Origin of the sequence: Pseudomonas sp. YuFO8 (assembly GCF_035065025.1) — a bacterium.
GTDB lineage: Bacteria > Pseudomonadota > Gammaproteobacteria > Pseudomonadales > Pseudomonadaceae > Aquipseudomonas > Aquipseudomonas putida_AE.
In genome coordinates this window covers 23797-43731 of sequence record NZ_JAXDEQ010000011.1, presented here as the reverse complement: position 1 = coordinate 43731, position 19935 = coordinate 23797, and the positions used below count along the sequence as shown (strand labels likewise).

At 61.2% G+C, this 19935-nt stretch carries 16 protein-coding genes; 11 read left to right on the top strand and 5 right to left on the bottom strand.

What is annotated here, in order from left to right; genetic code table 11:
- Positions 1-90: 90 nt before the first annotated feature.
- The 5 genes from SOP95_RS12215 to gap form a co-directional block, all read right to left on the bottom strand.
- On the bottom strand, positions 91-2682 hold the full coding sequence (locus SOP95_RS12215; RefSeq protein ID WP_323607246.1) for a TonB-dependent receptor: 2592 nt from the start codon (positions 2680-2682) through the stop codon (positions 91-93).
- Positions 2683-2803: 121 nt separating this feature from the next.
- Positions 2804-3769 carry a FecR family protein gene (locus tag SOP95_RS12210; RefSeq protein ID WP_323607245.1) on the bottom strand — a complete coding sequence of 322 codons (966 nt, stop codon included), beginning with the start codon at positions 3767-3769 and terminating at the stop codon, positions 2804-2806.
- 84 nt (positions 3770-3853) lie between these two features.
- Positions 3854-4375, bottom strand: a complete 522-nt coding sequence (locus tag SOP95_RS12205; RefSeq protein ID WP_274073376.1) for an RNA polymerase sigma factor — start codon at positions 4373-4375, stop codon at positions 3854-3856.
- Between the two features lie 77 nt (positions 4376-4452).
- Positions 4453-4917: a methylglyoxal synthase gene (locus SOP95_RS12200; RefSeq protein WP_323607244.1), complete on the bottom strand. Its 465-nt coding sequence runs from the start codon at positions 4915-4917 to the stop codon at positions 4453-4455.
- A 134-nt stretch (positions 4918-5051) separates the two neighbouring features.
- Positions 5052-6053, bottom strand: a complete 1002-nt coding sequence (gap, locus tag SOP95_RS12195; protein WP_323607243.1) for a type I glyceraldehyde-3-phosphate dehydrogenase — start codon at positions 6051-6053, stop codon at positions 5052-5054.
- Positions 6054-6273: 220 nt separating this feature from the next.
- Here gap and edd point away from each other — a divergent pair, with 220 nt between their 5' ends.
- From edd to SOP95_RS12140, 11 genes are all read left to right on the top strand, one after another.
- Entirely contained in the window at positions 6274-8100 is a 1827-nt protein-coding gene (gene edd / locus SOP95_RS12190; protein ID WP_008056761.1) for a phosphogluconate dehydratase, read from the top strand.
- Positions 8097-9056, top strand: a complete 960-nt coding sequence (locus tag SOP95_RS12185) for a glucokinase (protein WP_274073379.1) — start codon at positions 8097-8099, stop codon at positions 9054-9056. The genes edd and SOP95_RS12185 overlap by 4 nt, the downstream gene beginning before the upstream one ends.
- A gap of 179 nt (positions 9057-9235) precedes the next feature.
- Positions 9236-9967, top strand: coding sequence for a response regulator (locus SOP95_RS12180; protein WP_274073380.1), 732 nt, complete (start codon positions 9236-9238; stop codon positions 9965-9967).
- On the top strand, positions 9957-11426 hold the full coding sequence (locus tag SOP95_RS12175) for an ATP-binding protein (RefSeq protein ID WP_323607242.1): 1470 nt from the start codon (positions 9957-9959) through the stop codon (positions 11424-11426). The genes SOP95_RS12180 and SOP95_RS12175 overlap by 11 nt, the downstream gene beginning before the upstream one ends.
- Positions 11427-11646: 220 nt before the next feature.
- On the top strand, positions 11647-12906 hold the full coding sequence (locus SOP95_RS12170; protein ID WP_323607241.1) for a D-mannose isomerase: 1260 nt from the start codon (positions 11647-11649) through the stop codon (positions 12904-12906).
- Positions 12907-13023: 117 nt separating this feature from the next.
- A complete protein-coding gene (locus tag SOP95_RS12165; RefSeq protein WP_323607240.1) occupies positions 13024-14316 on the top strand; it encodes an ABC transporter substrate-binding protein in 1293 nt (430 codons plus the stop codon).
- A gap of 144 nt (positions 14317-14460) precedes the next feature.
- Entirely contained in the window at positions 14461-15369 is a 909-nt protein-coding gene (locus tag SOP95_RS12160; protein WP_034149180.1) for a carbohydrate ABC transporter permease, read from the top strand.
- On the top strand, positions 15362-16207 hold the full coding sequence (locus SOP95_RS12155; RefSeq protein WP_047532453.1) for a carbohydrate ABC transporter permease: 846 nt from the start codon (positions 15362-15364) through the stop codon (positions 16205-16207). The genes SOP95_RS12160 and SOP95_RS12155 overlap by 8 nt, the downstream gene beginning before the upstream one ends.
- Positions 16208-16209: 2 nt before the next feature.
- Positions 16210-17370 carry an ABC transporter ATP-binding protein gene (locus SOP95_RS12150; RefSeq protein WP_274073384.1) on the top strand — a complete coding sequence of 387 codons (1161 nt, stop codon included), beginning with the start codon at positions 16210-16212 and terminating at the stop codon, positions 17368-17370.
- 187 nt (positions 17371-17557) lie between these two features.
- The gene (locus SOP95_RS12145) at positions 17558-18904 is read left to right on the top strand and encodes a carbohydrate porin (RefSeq protein ID WP_274073385.1); all 1347 of its coding nucleotides are present in this window, start codon (positions 17558-17560) and stop codon (positions 18902-18904) included.
- 113 nt (positions 18905-19017) lie between these two features.
- A complete protein-coding gene (locus tag SOP95_RS12140; protein WP_323607239.1) occupies positions 19018-19872 on the top strand; it encodes a D-hexose-6-phosphate mutarotase in 855 nt (284 codons plus the stop codon).
- The last annotated feature ends 63 nt before the right edge of the window (positions 19873-19935 follow it).

Below are 19935 nucleotides of genomic sequence, written 5' to 3'. Positions count from 1 at the left end.
GGCGCTTGGTAACGAGACGAATGAGCAGGCGTGTGACAGTAAAAAATCCTCACCGGGCGGCTATCAGAGCGCCGCCCGGTGTGCACAGGTTCAGATGTCCCAGACCAGATTGATCGCGAAGTTGCGTCCAGGCTGAGTCAGGCGATCGAGGTTGGCCGGTTGCGTCACCGACGCTTCGCCGACGTTGTCGTAGCCACGCACGTCATCCCACAGCCAGTACTTCTTGTCGGTCAGGTTGTAGACGCCGCCGCTGACGGTCACGTCGTCGGTGACCTTGTAGTAGGCGCTCAGGTCGAGAATGCCGAAGCCCGGGGTCTTGAACTGGCTGCTGACGCCGTCCGGAGACTTGAAGTTGCTGTCGTCGACGCGGTCCTTCTTTTTCACCAGAGTCCAGCTGAGCAGGCCGCCGTAATGGTCCTGGTCATAACCGAGGCCGAACACGCCGGTCAGTGGATTGACACTGTTGATCGGCTCGCCGTTGTCGTTGTTGCGACCGTAGGCGTAGGCCACCGAGCCCTGGGTATAGAGGCCTTGGGGGGCGCCAAAGGCGTCGAGGTTCAGGCGGCCCTTGACCTCCGCACCCTTGATGGTGGCGTGCTTGATGTTGGCGCTCTGGAAGGTCGGTTCGTCGTAGCCCGGGGTGACCGCGTCTTCGTTGATGAAGTCGCGGTACTTGTTATAGAACACCGCCACATCGAAGGAGCCCTGCTCGAAGTTGCCCCGCAGGCCGGTCTCGTAGCTCTGGCTTTTTTCCGGGTCCAGGTCCGGGTTCGGTTCCACCCGGTAGCCGGTAGCGGAGTTTTCAAAGCGCCCGTACAGCGCCTTGGCGGTCGGGGTGCGGAACCCTTCGGCGTACTGGCCATACCAGGTGTAGTTTTCCGTCAGGGCATAGGTCAGGCCGAATTTGGGCGAGACTTTGTGCCAGGTCTTGTTGCCGTCGCTGACGGTACCAAGGCCGTCCGGGTCCACGGTGTTGAGGAACTCCTGGGTGATGTCCGGCTTGAGTTCGGTGTAGTCGTAGCGCAGGCCGGGCAGGAAGGTCCAGTCGTTCCAGCTGATCTGGTCCTGTGCGAACAGGCTGTAGGTGTTGATGGTCGGGTCCGGGAAGTCGCTGGATTTCTTCAGCACGTCCGCCGGGCTGGGAGCACCGATGGCGGTGCAGCCGCGACCGACCGCCAGGCAGGTGGCGTTGCCGCTGCGTGAGCCGGTGACTTTCTGCTGCTTGAGGGTAGTGCCGTAGGTCAGAAGGTGTTCGGTGTCGGCAATGCTGAAGCCCTTCTCAAATTGAGCGTCGAAGACCCACTGCTTTTCTTCGTAGACCGTGTCCCGGGTACGCAACACCTTGCGGGTGATCGGGAAGTAGACCTCGTCAGTGCTCTGGTCGGTCTTGGCGATCTGGTGGTTCAGGCTCCACTTGACGTTATCCACCAACAGGCTGTCGAGCGCGAAGCTGTGCTCCAGGCCGAAGCGTTCACGGGTAATGGTGTCGTTGCCGGTACGCGACTGGTACATGCCGCCGGGCAGGATGCTGTCGGGAATGGTCGGCGCGCCTGCAAAGTAAGGACCGCCATAGGCGCTTTTCTGATCGGTGTCGCGATCGTCCTTGTATTTCTCGTAGGTCAGGCCCAGGCGTGCATCGTCCTTGTAGTTCCAGCCGAGCTTGGCCAGCACGTTGGTGGCGCGCACATCTTCAGGGTTGGCGGCGGTGCGGGTCAGGCCGGTGCTGTTGTTGCTGCCGTAGGATTCGGTTTCATGACCGTCGCGCTGGCTGTAGTGCAGCAGGCCGTCGAACTGGTCGGCGCGACCGGCCACGGTGGCGGATTTCAGCCAGCTTTCGTCCGCGGAGCTGTAGCCGGTCTTCAGGCGGGCACCGACGTCCTGGCCTGGCTTGATGATGTCGTCCGGGTCCAGGGTGTAGTAGCTGACGGCACCACCGATGGCGTTGCTGCCGTAGAGCACCGAAGCCGGACCGCGAAGGATTTCCACGCGCTTGATGATCTCGGGGTCGACGTAGTTGCGCTGGGTCTTGGCGTAAGGACCGTTGAAGAAACCGTTGGGAATCTCGACACCGTCGATCTGGGTCAGAACTCGGTTACCGTCGATGCCGCGGATGTTGTAGCCGCTGATCCCGCCACGGGTACCGGCACCGCCCACCGAAACGCCTGGCTCGTAGCGCACCAGGTCCTTGATGGTGTTGACGTTGTTGCGGTCCAGCTCTTCACGGGTGTGGACGGTGACGGTGCTGGGGACGCTGTTCACGTCCTGCTCGTTACGCGTGGCGCTGATCGTCACCTGTTGCAGGTTCAGGGTGCCAGCATTGCTGCGGCGTTCCAGCACGATGTTGTTGCTGCCCAGTTTTCGATAGCTCAGGTTGGTCCCCACCAACAGGCGATCCAGGGCTTTTTCCGGCGGCAGCGAGCCACGCACGCCCGGCGAGCTCATGCCTTGCGCCAGTTCGGCGGAAAAGCCCACCTGCCAGCCTGTCACGGCGGTAAAGGCATTGAGTGCCGAGACCAGCGGCTGTGGCGCAATGGTGAACGCGTAATCGCCCATTTTGCGCGACGGCTGCTCGGCTGCAGTGGCGGCCATGACCGGCGCAGTACCGGCCATCAGGATGGCGGCGGTCAGCAGCGACAGTACGCGGGAAGGTGAAGAGGCTGGGCGGGTAAGGCGAGAGGACATCGATAGCGCTCCGTGTCGCACGAATCTTTATAGGTGCTGATTGGCATCAAGGATGCGAATCAATTGCATTGGCTATAACGAGACGTACGAGCTTCGGCTATCGAGTAAAAATAATTCTCATTCAGTTCAAGATGACCAGTGCCGGGAATTCCTGGAGCCGGGCCGATGTGATGTGCGCCAGGGAGCGGACCACGTCCAGCGGCTGGTCGAGACGGTAGTTTCCGGTCACGGCGACATCAGCCAACTGCTCGTTGTTGTTGATGATCCAGCCCGGATAGTAGCGACGCAATTCCGCCAGCACCTGGCTCAGCGGGCAGTTTTCAAATACCAGGCGGCCCTGGACCCAGGCCAGGTCGGTGGCTGCATCCAGTTTGGCCGGGCGGTCGAAACCGTTGGGGCCGATGCGGATGCTTTCCCCAGCGGTCAGGCGTACCAGGGCGTTGTCGCCGCTGGCGCGCAAGTCGACATCCCCTCGCTGCACCCGAACCTGGGTCACTCCGTCGAGGTAACGCACGGCAAACGCGGTATCGCGGACACTCGCCGTAACTCGCCCGGCGTCGATTTCCAGCGGCAGGCCGCGATGGGGCTGCACGTCGAAAAACGCCTCGCCCTGATACAGGCGGGCCACGCGCTTCTGATCGTTGATGGTGCTGGAAAAGGCCGAGTTGGTGTTGAGCAGGACTTGCGAGCCGTCCTCCAGTTGCAGGCGCTGGCGCTCACCGACCACGGTCAGGTGATCGGCCTGCAGGCGCATGGGCAGATTGCTGAAACTGAACAAACCGAGGATCAGCACGGCGGCCGTGGCCAGGGGTTTCCAGTGCGGACGCAGGCGCGACAGCACGCTGACTTTTGTGGGCTGCGTTGCCAGGGTTTGCGCGCATTGTGTGACGGGTGCACCGTTCCAGATCGCCTGGGCCCTGGCGAACGCCTCGGCGTGCGCCGGATCGGCGGCGAGCCATTGGTGGAACTGGCGGGTCTGCTCTTCGCTCGGGCTGTCCAGCACAATCAGCCAGTCCAGGGCCTGGTCCATCGCCTCGGCTGTAGCCTGCGCCGGGGCAGGCGAAGGGGCGCGGTGGGTGTCCGTCACGGTGTTTACTCGGAAGGTTGAGAGATGCAGTTTCAAGCTTCAAGCTACATGCTGCAAGCTCGGTTCGGCGGTGGAGCTTGCAGCTTAAAGCTTGCCGCTGCTGTTCTCTGCGACAGCCATACATATCGTCATGATCAGTTTCAGCTCTTTCTGCACGGTACTGAGCGAGACGCCGAGTTTCTCGGCGATCTCCAGGTAGCTGTGGCCGTGCAGGCGGCTGAGGATGAAAATTTGCTGCTGGCGGGCACTGAGTTGACTGAGGCGCACGTTCAAACGCTCGAGCAGTTGTTCGGCATGGGCGGCGTCTTCGGCACTGCTGGCGGGGGCGGCGACGCTTTCCACCACCTCCAGTGGCACGTCGTCGACCATGGTGCGCGAGTGGATGCGCCGCGCACGCAGGTGGTCCAGCGCCAGGTTGCGGGCGGTCTGGAAAACGAAGGGTTCGAGGTGATCGATGGCCCGCTCGCCGAGCGCCCGGGTCACGCGCAGGTAGGTCTCCTGCAGGAGGTCTTCGGCGGTGCTGTGATTGTTGACCATCCGCTCCAGCGTGCGCAGCAGGGAGACTCGCTGGGTGATGAAGACGTCGTTGAAGCGCGATTGACTCACGGGAGGACCTGATCCATTTTAAGCGAATGATAATGCTTATCATCTACTTGAATGGTCAAGTCCTGATTTGTGAAGGTTTACGCACGACCCTGCAAATACGTCGCGTAATCGGGAATCCGATGGGCGTGTGCCTGATCCATCAGCGGGCTGCTGAGCAGGTAGTCGGCGCTGCATTCGTTGCATGCCACCGGGATGTTCCAGACCGCCGCGACCCGCAGCAATGCCTTGATGTCGGGGTCGTGTGGCTGTGGTTCGAACGGGTCCCAGAAGAACACCAGCATGTCGACCCGCTGCTCGGCGATGCGCGCGCCGAGCTGTTGGTCACCGCCCAGGGGGCCGCTGATCATGCTCTCCACGGGCAGGTCCAGGCGTTGTTGCAACAACAACCCGGTGGTGCCGGTGGCGACCAGTTCATGTTGGGCCAGGCGGTCTTTCTGACGTGCCGCCCAATCGAGCAAAAACACCTTGCAGTGGTCGTGGGCAACCAGGGCGATGCGCTTGCGCGCGGCGATGGATTTTTGGGTGAAGCTGATACCGATCATGGAGTGTTCCACAGGCGATTTGCGAGGGTGATTCTGAGGACGCCATCGCCAGCAAGCCGGCTCCTACAAGGCGCGTCGTATGCGATTCCTGTAGGAGCCGGCTTGCTGGCGATGGCGATCATGCAGGCGCCGAATTATTCGGCGTGGCATAGCGCCAGGCAGTTATCGAGCATGCGGTTGGAGAAGCCCCATTCGTTGTCGTACCAGGCCAGCACCTTGAGCAACTTGCCACTGGACTTGGTGTGGTTGGCGTCGAAGATCGACGACAGCGGGTTGTGGTTGAAGTCGCTGGAGACCAGCGGCAAGGTGTTGTAGCCGAGGATTTTCGAGTGCTGGCTGGCTTGCTTGAGCAGTTCGTTGACTTCTTCCTTCGACGCTTCGCGCTTGAGCTGCACGGTCAGGTCGACCAGGGAGACGTTGATCACCGGCACGCGCACGGCCATGCCGGTCAGTTTGCCCGCCAGTTCCGGCAGCACCAGGCCGACCGCTTCGGCAGCACCGGTCTTGCTCGGGATCATGTTCTGGGTGGCCGAACGGGCGCGGTACGGGTCGCTGTGGTAGACGTCGGTCAGGTTCTGGTCGTTGGTGTAGGCATGGATGGTGGTCATCAGGCCGCTTTCGATGCCCAGTTCGCGGTGCAGTACCTGAGCCACCGGGGCCAGGCAGTTGGTGGTGCACGAGGCGTTGGAAATAATCTGGTGCGACTGGCGCAGAATGTCGTGGTTGACTCCATATACCACGGTGGCGTCGGCGCCTGCGGCCGGGGCCGAGATGATCACTTTGCGTGCGCCGGCCGTAATATGCGCGGCGGCTTTGGCGCGGTCGGTGAACAGACCGGTGCATTCGAACACCACATCGATCTTTTCCGCAGCCCAGGGCAGGTCGGCCGGATTGCGAATGGCGCTGACCGAAATGCGGTCGCCGTTGACGGTCAGACTTTCCTGGTCATGCTGGACATCGGCTTCGAACGTGCCGTGAACCGTGTCGTACTTGAGCAAGTGCGCATTGATAGCGCTGTCTCCCAGGTCGTTGATGGCGACGATCTGCAAATCCTGGCGATAGCCTTGGGTATAGAGTGCTCGAAGGACGTTACGACCAATGCGGCCAAAACCATTGATTGCGATTCGTAGAGTCATTTATCAGCGCCGCCGTCGTTTTGTTGTTGGAATTACAAGATTATTCGCAAAAAAATAGAAAACAAGCCTTTTTAATGGCAATATTTTATTCAATCTACAACGAGTGACCTGAATCAACTGGTCCAACCGATCAAGAAAACCGTCTGTCATCCCATCGACACCGGCCTTTGATCAGCATAGACAATCAGGTCGCAACATCCGTTAGCCTGGAGTTCTACACATGCATCCCCGCGTCCTTGAGGTCACCGAACGGCTTATCGCCCGCAGTCGCGCCACGCGTGAGGCTTACCTTGCACTGATTCGCGATGCCGCCAGCGACGGTCCTATGCGCGGCAAGCTGCAATGCGCCAACTTCGCCCACGGCGTGGCCGGTTGCGGCAGCGACGACAAGAACAGCCTGCGGATGATGAACTCCGCCAACATCGCAATTGTTTCGTCATATAACGACATGCTCTCGGCGCACCAGCCGTACGAAGTCTTCCCCGAACTGATCAAGAAGGCCCTGCGCGAAATCGGCTCCGTCGGCCAGTTCGCCGGCGGTACCCCGGCCATGTGCGATGGCGTGACCCAGGGCGAGCCGGGCATGGAGCTGAGCCTGCCGAGCCGCGAAGTCATCGCGCTGTCCACCGCCGTGGCGCTGTCCCACAACATGTTCGATGGCGCGCTGATGCTCGGCATCTGCGACAAGATCGTCCCGGGCCTGATGATGGGCGCGCTGCGCTTCGGCCACCTGCCGATGATCTTCGTCCCGGGTGGGCCGATGGTGTCGGGTATTTCCAACAAGCAGAAAGCCGACGTGCGCCAGCGCTACGCCGAAGGCAAGGCCAGCCGCGAAGAGCTGCTGGAGTCGGAAATGAACTCCTACCACAGCCCCGGCACCTGCACCTTCTACGGCACCGCCAACACCAACCAGCTGTTGATGGAAGTCATGGGCCTGCACTTGCCGGGCGCTTCCTTCGTCAACCCGAACACACCGTTGCGCGACGCCCTGACCCGCGAAGCGGCGCACCAGGTGACGCGCATCACCAAGCAGAACGGCGACTACCTGCCGATCGGTGAAATCGTCGACGAGCGTTCGCTGGTCAACTCCATCGTCGCCCTGCACGCCACCGGCGGCTCGACCAACCACACCTTGCACATGCCGGCGATCGCCATGGCGGCGGGCATCCAGCTGACCTGGCAGGACATGGCCGACCTCTCCGAGGTGGTGCCGACCCTGAGCCACGTCTACCCGAACGGCAAGGCCGACATCAACCACTTCCAGGCCGCAGGCGGCATGTCGTTCCTGATTCGCGAACTGCTGGACGCCGGGCTGCTCCACGAAAACGTCAACACCGTGCTCGGTCACGGCCTGCGCCGTTACACCATGGAGCCGTTCCTCGACAACGGCGAACTGGTCTGGCGCGAAGGCATTACCGAAAGCCTCGATGAAAGCATCCTGCGTCCGGTCGCCCGCGCATTCTCGCCGGAAGGTGGTCTGCGGGTGATGGAAGGCAACCTCGGTCGCGGCGTCATGAAAGTTTCCGCGGTGGCGTTGGAAAACCAGATCGTCGAAGCGCCCGCCATGGTGTTCCAGGATCAGCAGGACCTGGCCGATGCGTTCAAGGCCGGTTTGCTGGAGAAGGATTTTGTCGCGGTGATGCGCTTCCAGGGCCCGCGTTCCAACGGCATGCCGGAACTGCACAAGATGACGCCGTTCCTTGGCGTGCTGCAGGATCGCGGCTTCAAGGTGGCCCTGGTGACCGACGGGCGCATGTCCGGTGCCTCGGGGAAAATCCCGGCGGCCATCCATGTCAGCCCTGAAGCTTATGTGGGCGGCGCTTTGGCACGGGTGCAAGAGGGCGATATCATCCGCGTCGATGGCGTCAAAGGCACCCTGGAGCTTAAGGTGGACGCCGAAGAATTTGCAGCGCGCACACCAGCCAAGGGTTTGTTGGGCAACAACATCGGCACCGGTCGCGAACTGTTTGGTTTCATGCGCATGGCCTTCAGCTCGGCGGAGCAGGGGGCCAGCGCCTTCACTTCTGCCCTGGAGACGCTTAATTGAAACTGGCTTTGGTCGGTGACATCGGAGGCACCAACGCACGTTTCGCGTTGTGGAAAAACCAGCAATTGGAAAGCGTCCAGGTGCTGGCGACGGCCGATCACGCCAGCCCGGAAGAGGCGATCAGCCTCTACCTGAGCGGACTCGGCTTGGCGCCGGGTTCCATCGGCTCGGTATGCCTGTCGGTGGCAGGCCCCGTGAGCGGCGACGAATTCAAATTCACCAACAATCACTGGCGTTTGAGCCGCAAGGGTTTCTGCAAGACCTTGCAGGTCGATCAGCTGCTGCTGGTCAACGATTTCTCGGCCATGGCCCTGGGCATGACCCGCCTGCAACCCGGCGAATTTCGCGTGGTGTGCGAAGGCACGCCGGAGCCGTTGCGCCCGGCGGTGGTGATTGGCCCGGGTACGGGGCTGGGCGTTGGCACGTTGCTCGATCTGGGCGACGGGCGTTTTGCCGCGTTGCCGGGGGAGGGCGGTCACGTCGATCTGCCGCTGAGCAGTCCGCGCGAGACTCAACTGTGGCAGCACATCTTCAACGAGATCGGCCATGTCAGCGCTGAAACGGCGTTGAGTGGCGGCGGCTTACCCCGAGTTTATCGGGCGATCTGTGCGGTGGACGGTCACACGCCGGTACTCGAAACCCCGGAGGCGATTACGGCTGCCGGGTTGGCGGGCGATCCGATTGCCCTGGAAGTGCTCGAACAATTCTGCAGCTGGCTCGGTCGCGTGGCCGGCAACAATGTGCTGACCACCGGTGCGCGTGGTGGTGTGTTCATCGTTGGCGGGGTGATCCCGCGCTTCGCCGATTTCTTCCTCGAAAGCGGCTTCGCTCGATGCTTTGCCGACAAGGGTTGCATGAGCGATTACTTCAAGGGGATTCCGGTGTGGCTGGTGACGGCGCCATATTCCGGGTTGATGGGGGCAGGGGTAGCACTGGAACAATCTGTCCCAGTGTGAAATGCGATCAAAAATGTGGGAGCGGGCTTGCTCGCGAAAACGGTTTTACATTCAACACATTCGTTGACTGACACACCGCTTTCGCGAGCAAGCCCGCTCCCACAATTGTTTCTGTGGTGTTTGTAGAAATGGTGCTTAAGGCATAATCCGCCCAATTCAAATAACAAGGACGCCTTCCTGTGAGCTCAGTCAACAAGTCGATTTTGTTGGTCGATGACGATCAAGAGATACGCGAGTTGCTGGACACCTACCTGACCCGCGCGGGTTTCCAGGTGCGTACCACGCCCGATGGCGCCGGCTTTCGCCAGGCCCTCAACGACGCCCCCAGCGACCTGGTGATCCTCGACGTGATGCTGCCGGACGAAGACGGTTTCAGCCTGTGCCGCTGGATTCGCCAGCACCCGCGTCAGTCACAGGTGCCGATCATCATGCTCACCGCCAGCTCCGACGAGGCCGACCGGGTCATCGGCCTGGAGCTGGGGGCCGACGACTACCTGGGCAAGCCCTTCAGCCCCCGGGAATTGCAGGCACGCATCAAGGCCTTGCTGCGCCGGGCCCAGTTCGGCCAGGAGCGCTCCGGCAACGAAGTGCTGGCCTTCGATGACTGGCGCCTGGACATGGTCAGTCATCGCCTGTTCCACATCGATGGCGAAGAGGTGATTCTGTCCGGTGCCGATTTCGCCCTGTTGAAGCTGTTCCTCGATCACCCCCAGGAAATCCTCGACCGCGACACCATCGGCAACGCCACCCGTGGCCGGGATCTGATGCCCCTGGACCGCATCGTCGACATGGCGGTCAGTCGTCTGCGCCAGCGTCTGCGCGATACGGAAAAACCACCGCGGCTGATTCGCACCGTACGGGGTAGCGGCTATCAGCTGGCAGCCAGTGTGGTTGCCGCCAATGGTCACTGATTTTTTGCGTAAGCTCGCCGGCCGCGTGCCGGTGCCACGCTCGCTGCTCGGGCGCATGTTGTTGCTGACGTTACTCGCGGTGTTGTTTGCCCAGACCTTGTCGAGCGTGATCTGGGTTTCCCAGTTACGTGCGACCCAGCTGGAAGGCCTGGTCACCAGCGCGCGCAGCCTCGCTCACTCGATGAACGCCAGCGTCAGTTACCTGCGCTCGTTGCCGGTGGCCTATCGCCCGCTGGTGCTCGACCAGCTGCGCAGCATGGGCGGTACGCGGTTCGTGGTGACGCTCAATGACAAACCCCTGGGCATGGAAGTGTTGCCGATCACGCCCCGCAAGGAAGCGGTGATCAAGGCGGTGGACCAGGTGCTACGCCAGTCCCTCGGGCAGGACACCGACATCTCGGTAACCTTTGTCAGCCCCGAAGACCTGCGCATCTTCAACGCTGGTCTCAAGCTCGACGAACTGCCACGTTCCTGGGCGCACTACGCGCTGACCCTGGAGCCGGTGAACCCGCCGGTGCTGGTCACGCAGATCCAGATGGCGCCGGGCGAATGGCTGTACATCGCCTCGCTGTTGCCTGAGCCCTACACCAGTCTTGAAGAACAAGGCCTGCCGGCGCAGCAGGTGTGGTTCATCGTCCTCACCAGCGGCTTCCTGCTGTTGTTCATCGGCCTGTTGGTGCACTGGCAAAGCCGGCCGCTCAAGCGCCTGGCGCGGGCGGCGCGGGATTTGTCGCTGGGCGCCGACGTCGAGCCGGTGGCCGAAGGCGGCGGCAGTGAAGTGGTCGAAGTCGGCCGCGCCTTCAACACCATGCGCGAGCGCATCAGCCGTTACCTGACCGAACGCAGCCAGTTGTTCAGCGCGATTTCCCACGACTTGCGCACCCCGATCACCCGTTTGCGCCTGCGGGTCGAATTGCTCGAAGACGAACAGCTGCAAGCCAAGTTCGGGCGTGACCTGGATGAGCTGGAGCTGCTGGTCAAGGGCGCACTGCAATGTGTGAAAGACACCGACATCCACGAGAACATCGAGCAGGTCGACCTCAACCATGTGCTCGAGTGCCTGGTCGAACCGTACCTGTCACCCAATGGTAACGGCCGCGTGACCCAGCAAGGCCGCGCCCTGGCGGCCTATCCGGGCAAACCACTGGCGCTCAAGCGTTGCATCGGCAACCTGATCGACAACGCCCTGAAGTACGGCCAGAACGCCCACCTGCACATCGATGACGACGACAGCGCGTTTGTCCTGCATGTCGATGATGAAGGGCCAGGGGTTCCCGAGCAGCGACTGGAGCAGGTGTTCGAGCCGCACTTTCGTCTGGCCGGGCAGCAGCAGGGGTATGGGTTGGGGTTGGGGATTGCGCGCAATATTGCCCATAGTCATGGGGGTGAAGTGAGTTTGCAGAATTTGCGTGAGGGGGGGTTGCGGGTGACCCTGCAACTGCCCCGCAGTGTTGATTAGTAATACCGCGTTATCGTTCTTCGCGAGCAAGCCCGCTCCCACAGTTGGAATGCATTCCAACTGTGGGAGCGGGCTTGCTCGCGAAGGCGTCAGTGCATTCAACGCAATTTCAAAAGGGAAATGTCACAGCTTGGTGACATAACACGCCCCCTTCGTTACAAGCCCACCACCGCCCGTTGTTTAGACTGCCCCTCAGTCATAACAACAAAAAAGGCACCCCATGGACTCCTCTCAACCCGCCTTCAGCAGCTGGCTGAACGCACCGGCCCATCAGCAATGGCTCGCCGCCGAAGGCTTGCGCCTGCTGGCATTCGCCAAGGCATCAAGACTGCCTGAAGGCTTCGGCAATCTCGACGAAAAAGGTCGTCTGCCGGCCGACGCCCAAGCCCACACCATGAACACCGCGCGCATGACCCACTGCTTCGCCATGGCGCATATCCAGGGCCTGCCAGGATTTGCCGACCTGGTGGATCACGGCATCCAGGCCTTGCGCGGGCCCTTGCGCGATGCGGTGCACGGTGGCTGGTTCGCGGTCGCCGGACACCGTGACGGTAACACCGGCAAGAACGCCTACCTGCATGCCTTCGTGGCCCTGGCCGCGAGTTCCGCGGTGGTCGCGCAACGGCCCGGTGCGCAGGCCTTGCTCGATGACGCGATCGACATCATCGACAGTTGTTTCTGGAGCGAAGAAGAAGGTGCCATGCGCGAATCCTTCAATCGCGACTGGAGCGAGGAGGAGGCGTACCGCGGTGCCAACAGCAACATGCACGCCACCGAAGCTTTCCTCGCCCTGGCCGATGTCACCGACGACAAGCGCTGGTTAAACCGCGCCCAGCGCATCGTCGAGCGAGTGATACATGGTCACGCCGCCGCCAATGACTATCTGGTGATCGAGCATTTCGACCGCGACTGGCAACCGCTGCGCGAGTACAACCACGACAACCCGGCCGATGGTTTTCGCCCCTACGGCACCACGCCGGGACACGGTTTCGAATGGGCTCGATTGCTCTTGCATCTCGAGGCTGCGCGAGTACGCGCCGGCATGCTCACCCCAGGCTGGCTGGCCACCGACGCGCAAAAACTCTTCGAGCACAACTGTCGCCACGGCTGGAACATCGACGGCGCGCCGGGCCTGGTCTACACCCTCGACTGGGACAACAAGGCGGTGGTTCGCCATCGCCTGCACTGGACCCATTGCGAAGCCAGCGCCGCCGCCAGTGCCTTGCTCAAGCGTACTGGGGATGAGCAATACGAACGCTGGTATCGCCTGTTCTGGGAATTCTGTGACAGTCATTTCATCGACCGATGCGATGGCAGTTGGCATCACGAACTCGACCCCTTGAACCGCCCAAGTGCCGATATCTGGCCCGGAAAACCCGACCTCTATCACGCCTGGCAAGCGGTGCTGATCCCGCGCCTGCCGTTGGCGCCGAGCATGGCCAGTGCGCTGGCAGCATTGTCCCAGAGCGGTTCTGTGTAACCATGCGGTGACATTCGCGCGTCCCTTCGTTACCTGCGAAGGGCCGTCCCCTGTTTAAAATCCTCTGCAGCGCAAGCACCAGACTTGCATGCATAACAACAAGAAAGGTACTTCTCGATGAATGCGATTTCTCGCCTCGCTACTGTCATTTCCCTCGTCTCCCTGTCTGCGCTTCCGCTCAGTGTGCTTGCCGCCGAATCCAAAGGTTCCGTGGAAGTCGTTCACTGGTGGACCTCGGGTGGTGAAAAGGCAGCGGTCGATGTGCTCAAGGCTCAAGTCGAAAAAGACGGCTTTACCTGGAAGGACGGCGCAGTCGCCGGTGGTGGCGGTGCGACGGCCATGACCGTGCTGAAAAGCCGTGCCGTAGCGGGTAACCCGCCGGGCGTTGCCCAAATCAAGGGCCCGGACATTCAGGAGTGGGCGTCGACCGGTCTGCTCGACACCGACGTCCTCAAGGACGTTGCCAAAGAAGAGAAGTGGGACAGCCTGCTCGACAAGAAAGTCTCCGATACCGTGAAGTACGAAGGTGATTACGTGGCCGTTCCGGTGAACATCCACCGGGTGAACTGGCTGTGGATCAACCCGGAAGTCTTCAAGAAAGCCGGTATCACCAAGAACCCGACCACCCTCGAAGAATTCTACGCGGCGGGCGACAAGCTCAAGGCTGCCGGCTTCATTGCGCTCGCCCACGGCGGCCAGCCTTGGCAGGACAGCACCGTGTTCGAAGCCGTTGTGCTTTCGGTCATGGGTGTCGATGGTTACAAGAAAGCCCTGGTTGATCTCGACAATGGCGCGCTGACCGGTCCGGAAATGGTCAAGGCGCTGACCGAACTGAAGAAATTAGCGACCTACATGGACGCCGACGGCAAAGGTCAGGACTGGAACCTGGAAGCGGCCAAGGTCATCAACGGCAAGGCCGGCATGCAGATCATGGGTGACTGGGCCAAGTCCGAGTGGACCGCCGCCAAGAAGGTCGCCGGCAAGGACTACGAGTGCGTAGCGTTCCCGGGTACCGACAAGGCCTTCACCTACAACATCGACTCGCTGGCAGTGTTCAAGCAAAAAGACAAAGGCACTGCAGCCGGTCAGCAGGACATCGCCAAAGTCGTATTGGGTGAGAACTTCCAGAAAGTCTTCAGCATCAACAAGGGCTCGATCCCGGTGCGCAACGACATGCTGGCGGACATGGGCAAGTACGGTTTCGATGCGTGCGCCCAGACCGCGGCCAAGGACTTCCTGACTGACGCCAAGTCCGGCGGCCTGCAACCGAGCATGGCGCACAACATGGCGACCACGCTGGCGGTACAGGGTGCGTTCTTCGACGTAGTGACCAACTACATCAACGACCCGAAAGCCGACCCGGCTGATGCGGCCAAAAAACTCGGCGCGGCGGTTCAGTCGGCCAAGTAATGCTTGGCCCTGTAGGAGCGAGCCTGCTCGCGATAGCGGAGTGTCAGACACCGGATGTATCAACTGACCCACCGCAATCGCCAGCAGGCTGGCTCCCACAGGACACGCACTTGTACTCCTAATTCCCTCGTACTGGATTTCCCCATGAGTTCTGTTGCTGTGTTCAGCAAGGCCTCGCCGTTCGATGCATTGCAACGCTGGCTGCCAAAACTGGTGCTGGCGCCGAGCATGTTCATCGTGCTGGTGGGCTTCTATGGCTACATCCTGTGGACGTTCGTTCTGTCGTTCACCACATCGACCTTCCTGCCCAACTACAAGTGGGCGGGTCTGGCGCAATATGCCCGGCTGTTCGACAACGACCGCTGGTGGGTGGCGAGCAAGAACCTGGCACTGTTCGGTGGCATGTTCATCGGCATCACCCTGGTGATCGGCGTGCTGCTGGCGGTTTTCCTCGACCAGCGCATCCGTCGAGAAGGCTTCATCCGCACCATTTACCTGTACCCGATGGCGCTCTCGATGATCGTCACCGGTACTGCATGGAAATGGCTGCTCAACCCGGGCATGGGCCTGGATAAATTGTTGCGTGACTGGGGCTGGGAAGGCTTCCGCCTGGACTGGCTGATCGACCCGGATCGCGTGGTCTATTGCCTGGTGATTGCCGCTGTCTGGCAAGCCTCGGGCTTCATCATGGCGATGTTCCTCGCCGGCCTGCGCGGCGTTGATCAATCGATCATCCGTGCCGCGCAGATCGATGGGGCGAGCATGCCGCGCATCTACTGGAAAGTGGTGCTGCCAAGCCTGCGCCCGGTGTTCTTCAGCGCGGTGATGATCCTGGCGCACATCGCGATCAAGAGTTTCGACCTGGTGGCGGCGATGACCGCCGGTGGCCCGGGCTACTCCTCGGACCTGCCAGCGATGTTCATGTACTCCTTCACCTTCAGTCGCGGCCAGATGGGCATGGGTTCGGCCAGTGCGATTCTGATGCTCGGTGCGATTCTCGCAATCATCGTGCCTTACCTGTACTCCGAGCTGAGGACCAAGCGTCATGACTAGTCTCGCTGCCAAACCTGCCATCAGCTTGAGTCGCATCGCGATCTACGCCGTGCTGATCCTCGCCGTGATGCTCTACCTGATTCCGCTGGTGGTCATGCTGTTGACCAGTTTCAAGACCCCGGAAGACATCAGCACCGGCAACCTGCTGAGCTGGCCGACCGTGGTCAGCGGCATCGGCTGGGTCAAGGCCTGGGCCACGGTTGACGGTTATTTCTGGAACTCGATCAAGATCACCGTTCCGGCGGTGCTGATCTCCACGGCCATCGGTGCCCTGAACGGCTACGTGCTGTCGATGTGGCGTTTCCGTGGTTCGCAGCTGTTTTTCGGCCTGTTGCTGTTCGGTTGCTTCCTGCCGTTCCAGACCGTCCTGCTGCCGGCCTCGTTCACCCTCGGCAAGATGGGCCTGGCGAGCACCACCACGGGCCTGGTGTTCGTGCACGTGGTCTATGGCCTGGCGTTCACCACGCTGTTCTTCCGTAACTACTACATCAGCATTCCCGATGCGCTGGTGAAAGCGGCGCGCCTCGACGGTGCGGGTTTCTTCACCATCTTCCGCCGGATCATCCTGCCGATGTCGACGCCGATCATCATGGTCTGCCTGATCTGGCAGTTCACTCAGATCTGGAACGACTTCCTGTTCGGGGTGGTGTTCTCCAGCGGGGATTCACAACCGATCACGGTGGCGCTGAACAACTTGGTCAACACCAGTACCGGGGCCAAGGAATACAACGTTGATATGGCCGCGGCGATGATCGCCGGGCTGCCGACCCTGCTGGTCTATGTGGTCGCAGGCAAGTATTTCGTGCGCGGGCTGACGGCCGGCGCAGTCAAGGGGTAATCATGGCTACGCTCGAACTTCGCAATGTAAACAAGACCTATGGCGCCGGCCTGCCGGACACCCTGAAGAACATCGAACTGTCGATCAAGGACGGTGAGTTCCTGATCCTTGTCGGCCCGTCGGGCTGCGGCAAGTCGACCCTGATGAATTGCATCGCCGGTCTCGAGACCATCACCGGCGGCGCAATCATGATCGGCGACCAGGACGTCAGCGGCATGAGCCCCAAGGATCGCGACATCGCCATGGTGTTCCAGTCCTACGCGCTGTACCCGACCATGAGCGTGCGCGAGAACATCGAGTTCGGCCTGAAAATCCGCAAGATGAGCCAGTCGGCCATCGATGAGGAAGTCACTCGCGTCGCCAAGCTGCTGCAGATCGAACACCTGCTCAATCGCAAGCCCGGCCAGCTCTCCGGTGGTCAGCAACAGCGCGTGGCGATGGGCCGTGCCCTGGCGCGGCGGCCGAAGATCTATCTGTTCGACGAACCGCTGTCCAACCTCGACGCCAAGCTGCGGGTCGAGATGCGCACCGAAATGAAACTGATGCACCAGCGCCTGAAAACCACCACGGTGTACGTGACCCACGACCAGATCGAGGCCATGACCCTGGGTGACAAAGTGGCGGTGATGAAGGACGGGATCATCCAACAGTTCGGCACGCCGAAGGATATCTACAACAACCCGGCCAACCTGTTCGTGGCGAGCTTCATCGGCTCGCCGCCTATGAACTTCATCCCCCTGCGCCTGCAGCGCAAGGACGGTCGCCTGCTGGCGCTGCTCGACAGCGGCCAGGCCCGTTGCGAGCTGCCGCTGGGCATGCAGGACGCCGGGCTCGAAGACCGCGAAGTGATCCTTGGCATGCGCCCTGAGCAGATCGTGCTGGCCAGCGGCGAGCCCAATGGCTTGCCGAGCATTCGCGCCGAAGTCCAGGTCACCGAACCGACGGGGCCGGACACCCTGGTGTTCGTCAACCTCAACGACACCAAGGTCTGCTGCCGCCTGGCGCCGGACGTGGCGCCGCAGGTTGGCGAGACCCTGACGTTGCAATTCGATCCGGCGAAAGTGCTGCTGTTCGATGCCAAGACAGGTGAGCGGCTGGGGGTGGCTGGCTTGCCGAAAACCGAAGCTCACGCCGCCAACGTGGCCCAATTCAAAGGCCGCTGAAGATCAAAAAATGTGGGAGCGGGGTCGTGTGGGAGCTGGCCCTGCCGGCGATGCGGACAACTCGGTTTAACCTCGAACCGAGTTGACGCTATCGCCGGCAGGCCAGCTCCCACAAAAGCCCGCTCCCACAGGGGATGTAACCGCGTTAGATAAAAACAGTTAATAACAATAAGACGAGGATGTAGGGATGAAGAAGAACAACAACGCTCAGCTTATCTGCCAGTTATCGGCGATTGCGGCAATGATGCTGGCCGGTAGCGTGCACGCGGCTGATGCGTTCAGTGCCGATTCCGAATGGATGACGGGCGACTGGGGTGGTGAGCGGACCAGGCTGATCGAGCAGGGCATCGACATCAAGATGGACTACGTCGGTGAAGTGGGCGGCAACCTCGACGGCGGTTTCAACGATGACAAGACCGCACGCTACAGTGACCAGTTCGGCCTGGGGGCGGCGCTGGACCTGGAGAAACTGTTCGGCTGGGACAACACCCAGGCCAAGATCCAGCTCACCAACCGTAACGGTGAGAACATCTCCAACGACCGTATCGGCGACCCGCGTGCCGGCACCTTGAGTTCCTCCCAGGAAGTCTATGGTCGTGGGCACATGGTCCGGCTGACCCAACTGTGGATCAAGCATCAGTTCTTCGACAACAAACTCGACATCAAGGCCGGTTACTTCGGTGAAGGTGAAGACTTCAACACCTTCCCCTGCGAATTCCAGAACCTGGCGTTCTGCGGCTCCCAGGTGGGCAACTGGGCCACCAACATCTGGTACAACTGGCCGGTCAGTCAGGCCGCGATCCGCGTGAAGTACAACTTCTCGCCCGAGTGGTATGCGCAGATCGGTGCGTATAACCAAAACCCGAGCCAACTGGAGCACGGCAACGGCTTCAAGCTCAGCGGCAGCGGTACCGAAGGCACCGTCCTGCCGGTGGAACTGGTGTGGTTGCCCAACCCAGGCAAGTTGCCGGGCGAATACCGTGTTGGTTACTACAAAAGCACCGCCAGCGCCGATGACGTGCTTGAAGATGACAACGGCAACAACGCGGCCACCAGCGGCAACGCCTATCGCAGCCACAGCAGCAAGCACGGCTACTGGTTCGTGGCGCAACAGCAACTCACCAGCCATAACGGTGACGCGACCCGCGGTCTGAACATCGCCGCCAACGCGACGTTCCACGACAAGGACACCAACATCGTCGACAACTACCAGTCGCTGATGTTCGTCTACAAAGGCCCGTTCGATGCACGTCCGAAGGATGACATGGGGATCGGTTTCGCCCGCATCCATGTCAACGATGACGTGAAGAAAAACGCCGAGCTGGTCAACGCCTCCAATGGTGTCAGCGATTACAACGATCCGCTGTTCTCGCCGCTGCGCGACACCGAATACAACTACGAGCTCAACTACGGCTTCCACGTGACCAACTGGCTGACCGTGCGTCCCAACCTGCAATACATCACTCACCCGGGCGGTGTGGATGAAGTCGATGACGCTTTGGTCGCCGGCCTGAAAATTCAGTCGGTGTTCTAACGCGACTGCGATAAGCTCCTCTCCATGTGCGCATTTTGCGGACGGCCAAGGCTGTCCGCTTTTTTTTGCCGGCGGCGCACCCCGGTAACAGACGATTTTCAGGACCGTGGCACATGCTTGAGCATCCGCTACAACGCTTCTTCAAATCCTTGCGCGAACGGCCGGTGTTTGCCTGGGAGCGCTATCAGAAGCGCGACGTGCTGGTGATCGATCATCCGCTGTGTCAGGCGGTGTTCAGTCGCCAGGGTGCGCAGTTGCTGCACTTCCAGCCCAAGGGCCAGAAACCCTGGCTGTGGTGCGCGGCGAAGTGGCCGCAGGTCGGGGCCATTCGCGGTGGTGTGCCGGTGTGCTGGCCATGGTACGGCCGTCACCCCAGCGAAAACGCCTGGCCGTCCCACGGTTGGGCGCGTTTACTCGACTGGAAACTGATCGACAGCAGCAACGATGACGATGGCGTGCGCCTGCACTGGCAGCTGGAGCTGTGCGACTGGCAGGTAGACCTGCATGCGCACCTGGGGGAACGCATGGATTTGCGCCTGAGTACCGAGCATCAGGACGACATGCCGTGCCAGTTGAGCCAGGCTTTGCATGCTTACTGGCGTATTGGTGATGTCGGTGAGGTAGCGCTGTCTGGGCTCGATGGCGCGCAAGGTTACGACCAGTTGAACCGACAGATTTGCCAGCAGGAAGGCGAGTTGCGCGTCGAAGGCGGCTGCCAGCGGGTGTTCCAGCATGACGGTGAGTTACAGCTTAACGATCACGCCTGGGAGCGGGCGTTGTGCATCGATACGGGCGCCAGCGCTGATACCGTTGTGTGGCATCCGGGTTCGCGGCCGTTGCTGGGGGTGAGTTGGAGCGAGATATCCGAATTCGTTTGTGTAGAGGCGGCGAGTGGCGGCACCGACAGCCTGTGCCTGAAGCCTGGGGAGCGGGCGCATTTGAGTTTGCAGGCGCGGGTGGGGGTTTAGCTCTGGATATTGCGGTGTCTCGGCTGGCCCTATCGCTGGCAAGCCAGCTCCTACAGTGTCCGC

Bases quoted from the DNA above. Each gene is read 5' to 3' on its own strand.
- SOP95_RS12215 (WP_323607246.1), bottom strand. From the start codon at position 2,682: ATGTCCTCTCGCCTTACCCGCCCAGCCTCTTCACCTTCCCGCGTACTG.
- SOP95_RS12200 (WP_323607244.1), bottom strand. From the start codon at position 4,917: ATGATCGGTATCAGCTTCACCCAAAAATCCATCGCCGCGCGCAAGCGC.
- gap (WP_323607243.1), bottom strand. From the start codon at position 6,053: ATGACTCTACGAATCGCAATCAATGGTTTTGGCCGCATTGGTCGTAAC.
- edd (WP_008056761.1), top strand. From the start codon at position 6,274: ATGCATCCCCGCGTCCTTGAGGTCACCGAACGGCTTATCGCCCGCAGT.
- SOP95_RS12175 (WP_323607242.1), top strand. From the start codon at position 9,957: ATGGTCACTGATTTTTTGCGTAAGCTCGCCGGCCGCGTGCCGGTGCCA.
- SOP95_RS12170 (WP_323607241.1), top strand. From the start codon at position 11,647: ATGGACTCCTCTCAACCCGCCTTCAGCAGCTGGCTGAACGCACCGGCC.
- SOP95_RS12165 (WP_323607240.1), top strand. From the start codon at position 13,024: ATGAATGCGATTTCTCGCCTCGCTACTGTCATTTCCCTCGTCTCCCTG.
- SOP95_RS12160 (WP_034149180.1), top strand. From the start codon at position 14,461: ATGAGTTCTGTTGCTGTGTTCAGCAAGGCCTCGCCGTTCGATGCATTG.
- SOP95_RS12155 (WP_047532453.1), top strand. From the start codon at position 15,362: ATGACTAGTCTCGCTGCCAAACCTGCCATCAGCTTGAGTCGCATCGCG.
- SOP95_RS12150 (WP_274073384.1), top strand. From the start codon at position 16,210: ATGGCTACGCTCGAACTTCGCAATGTAAACAAGACCTATGGCGCCGGC.
- SOP95_RS12145 (WP_274073385.1), top strand. From the start codon at position 17,558: ATGAAGAAGAACAACAACGCTCAGCTTATCTGCCAGTTATCGGCGATT.
- SOP95_RS12140 (WP_323607239.1), top strand. From the start codon at position 19,018: ATGCTTGAGCATCCGCTACAACGCTTCTTCAAATCCTTGCGCGAACGG.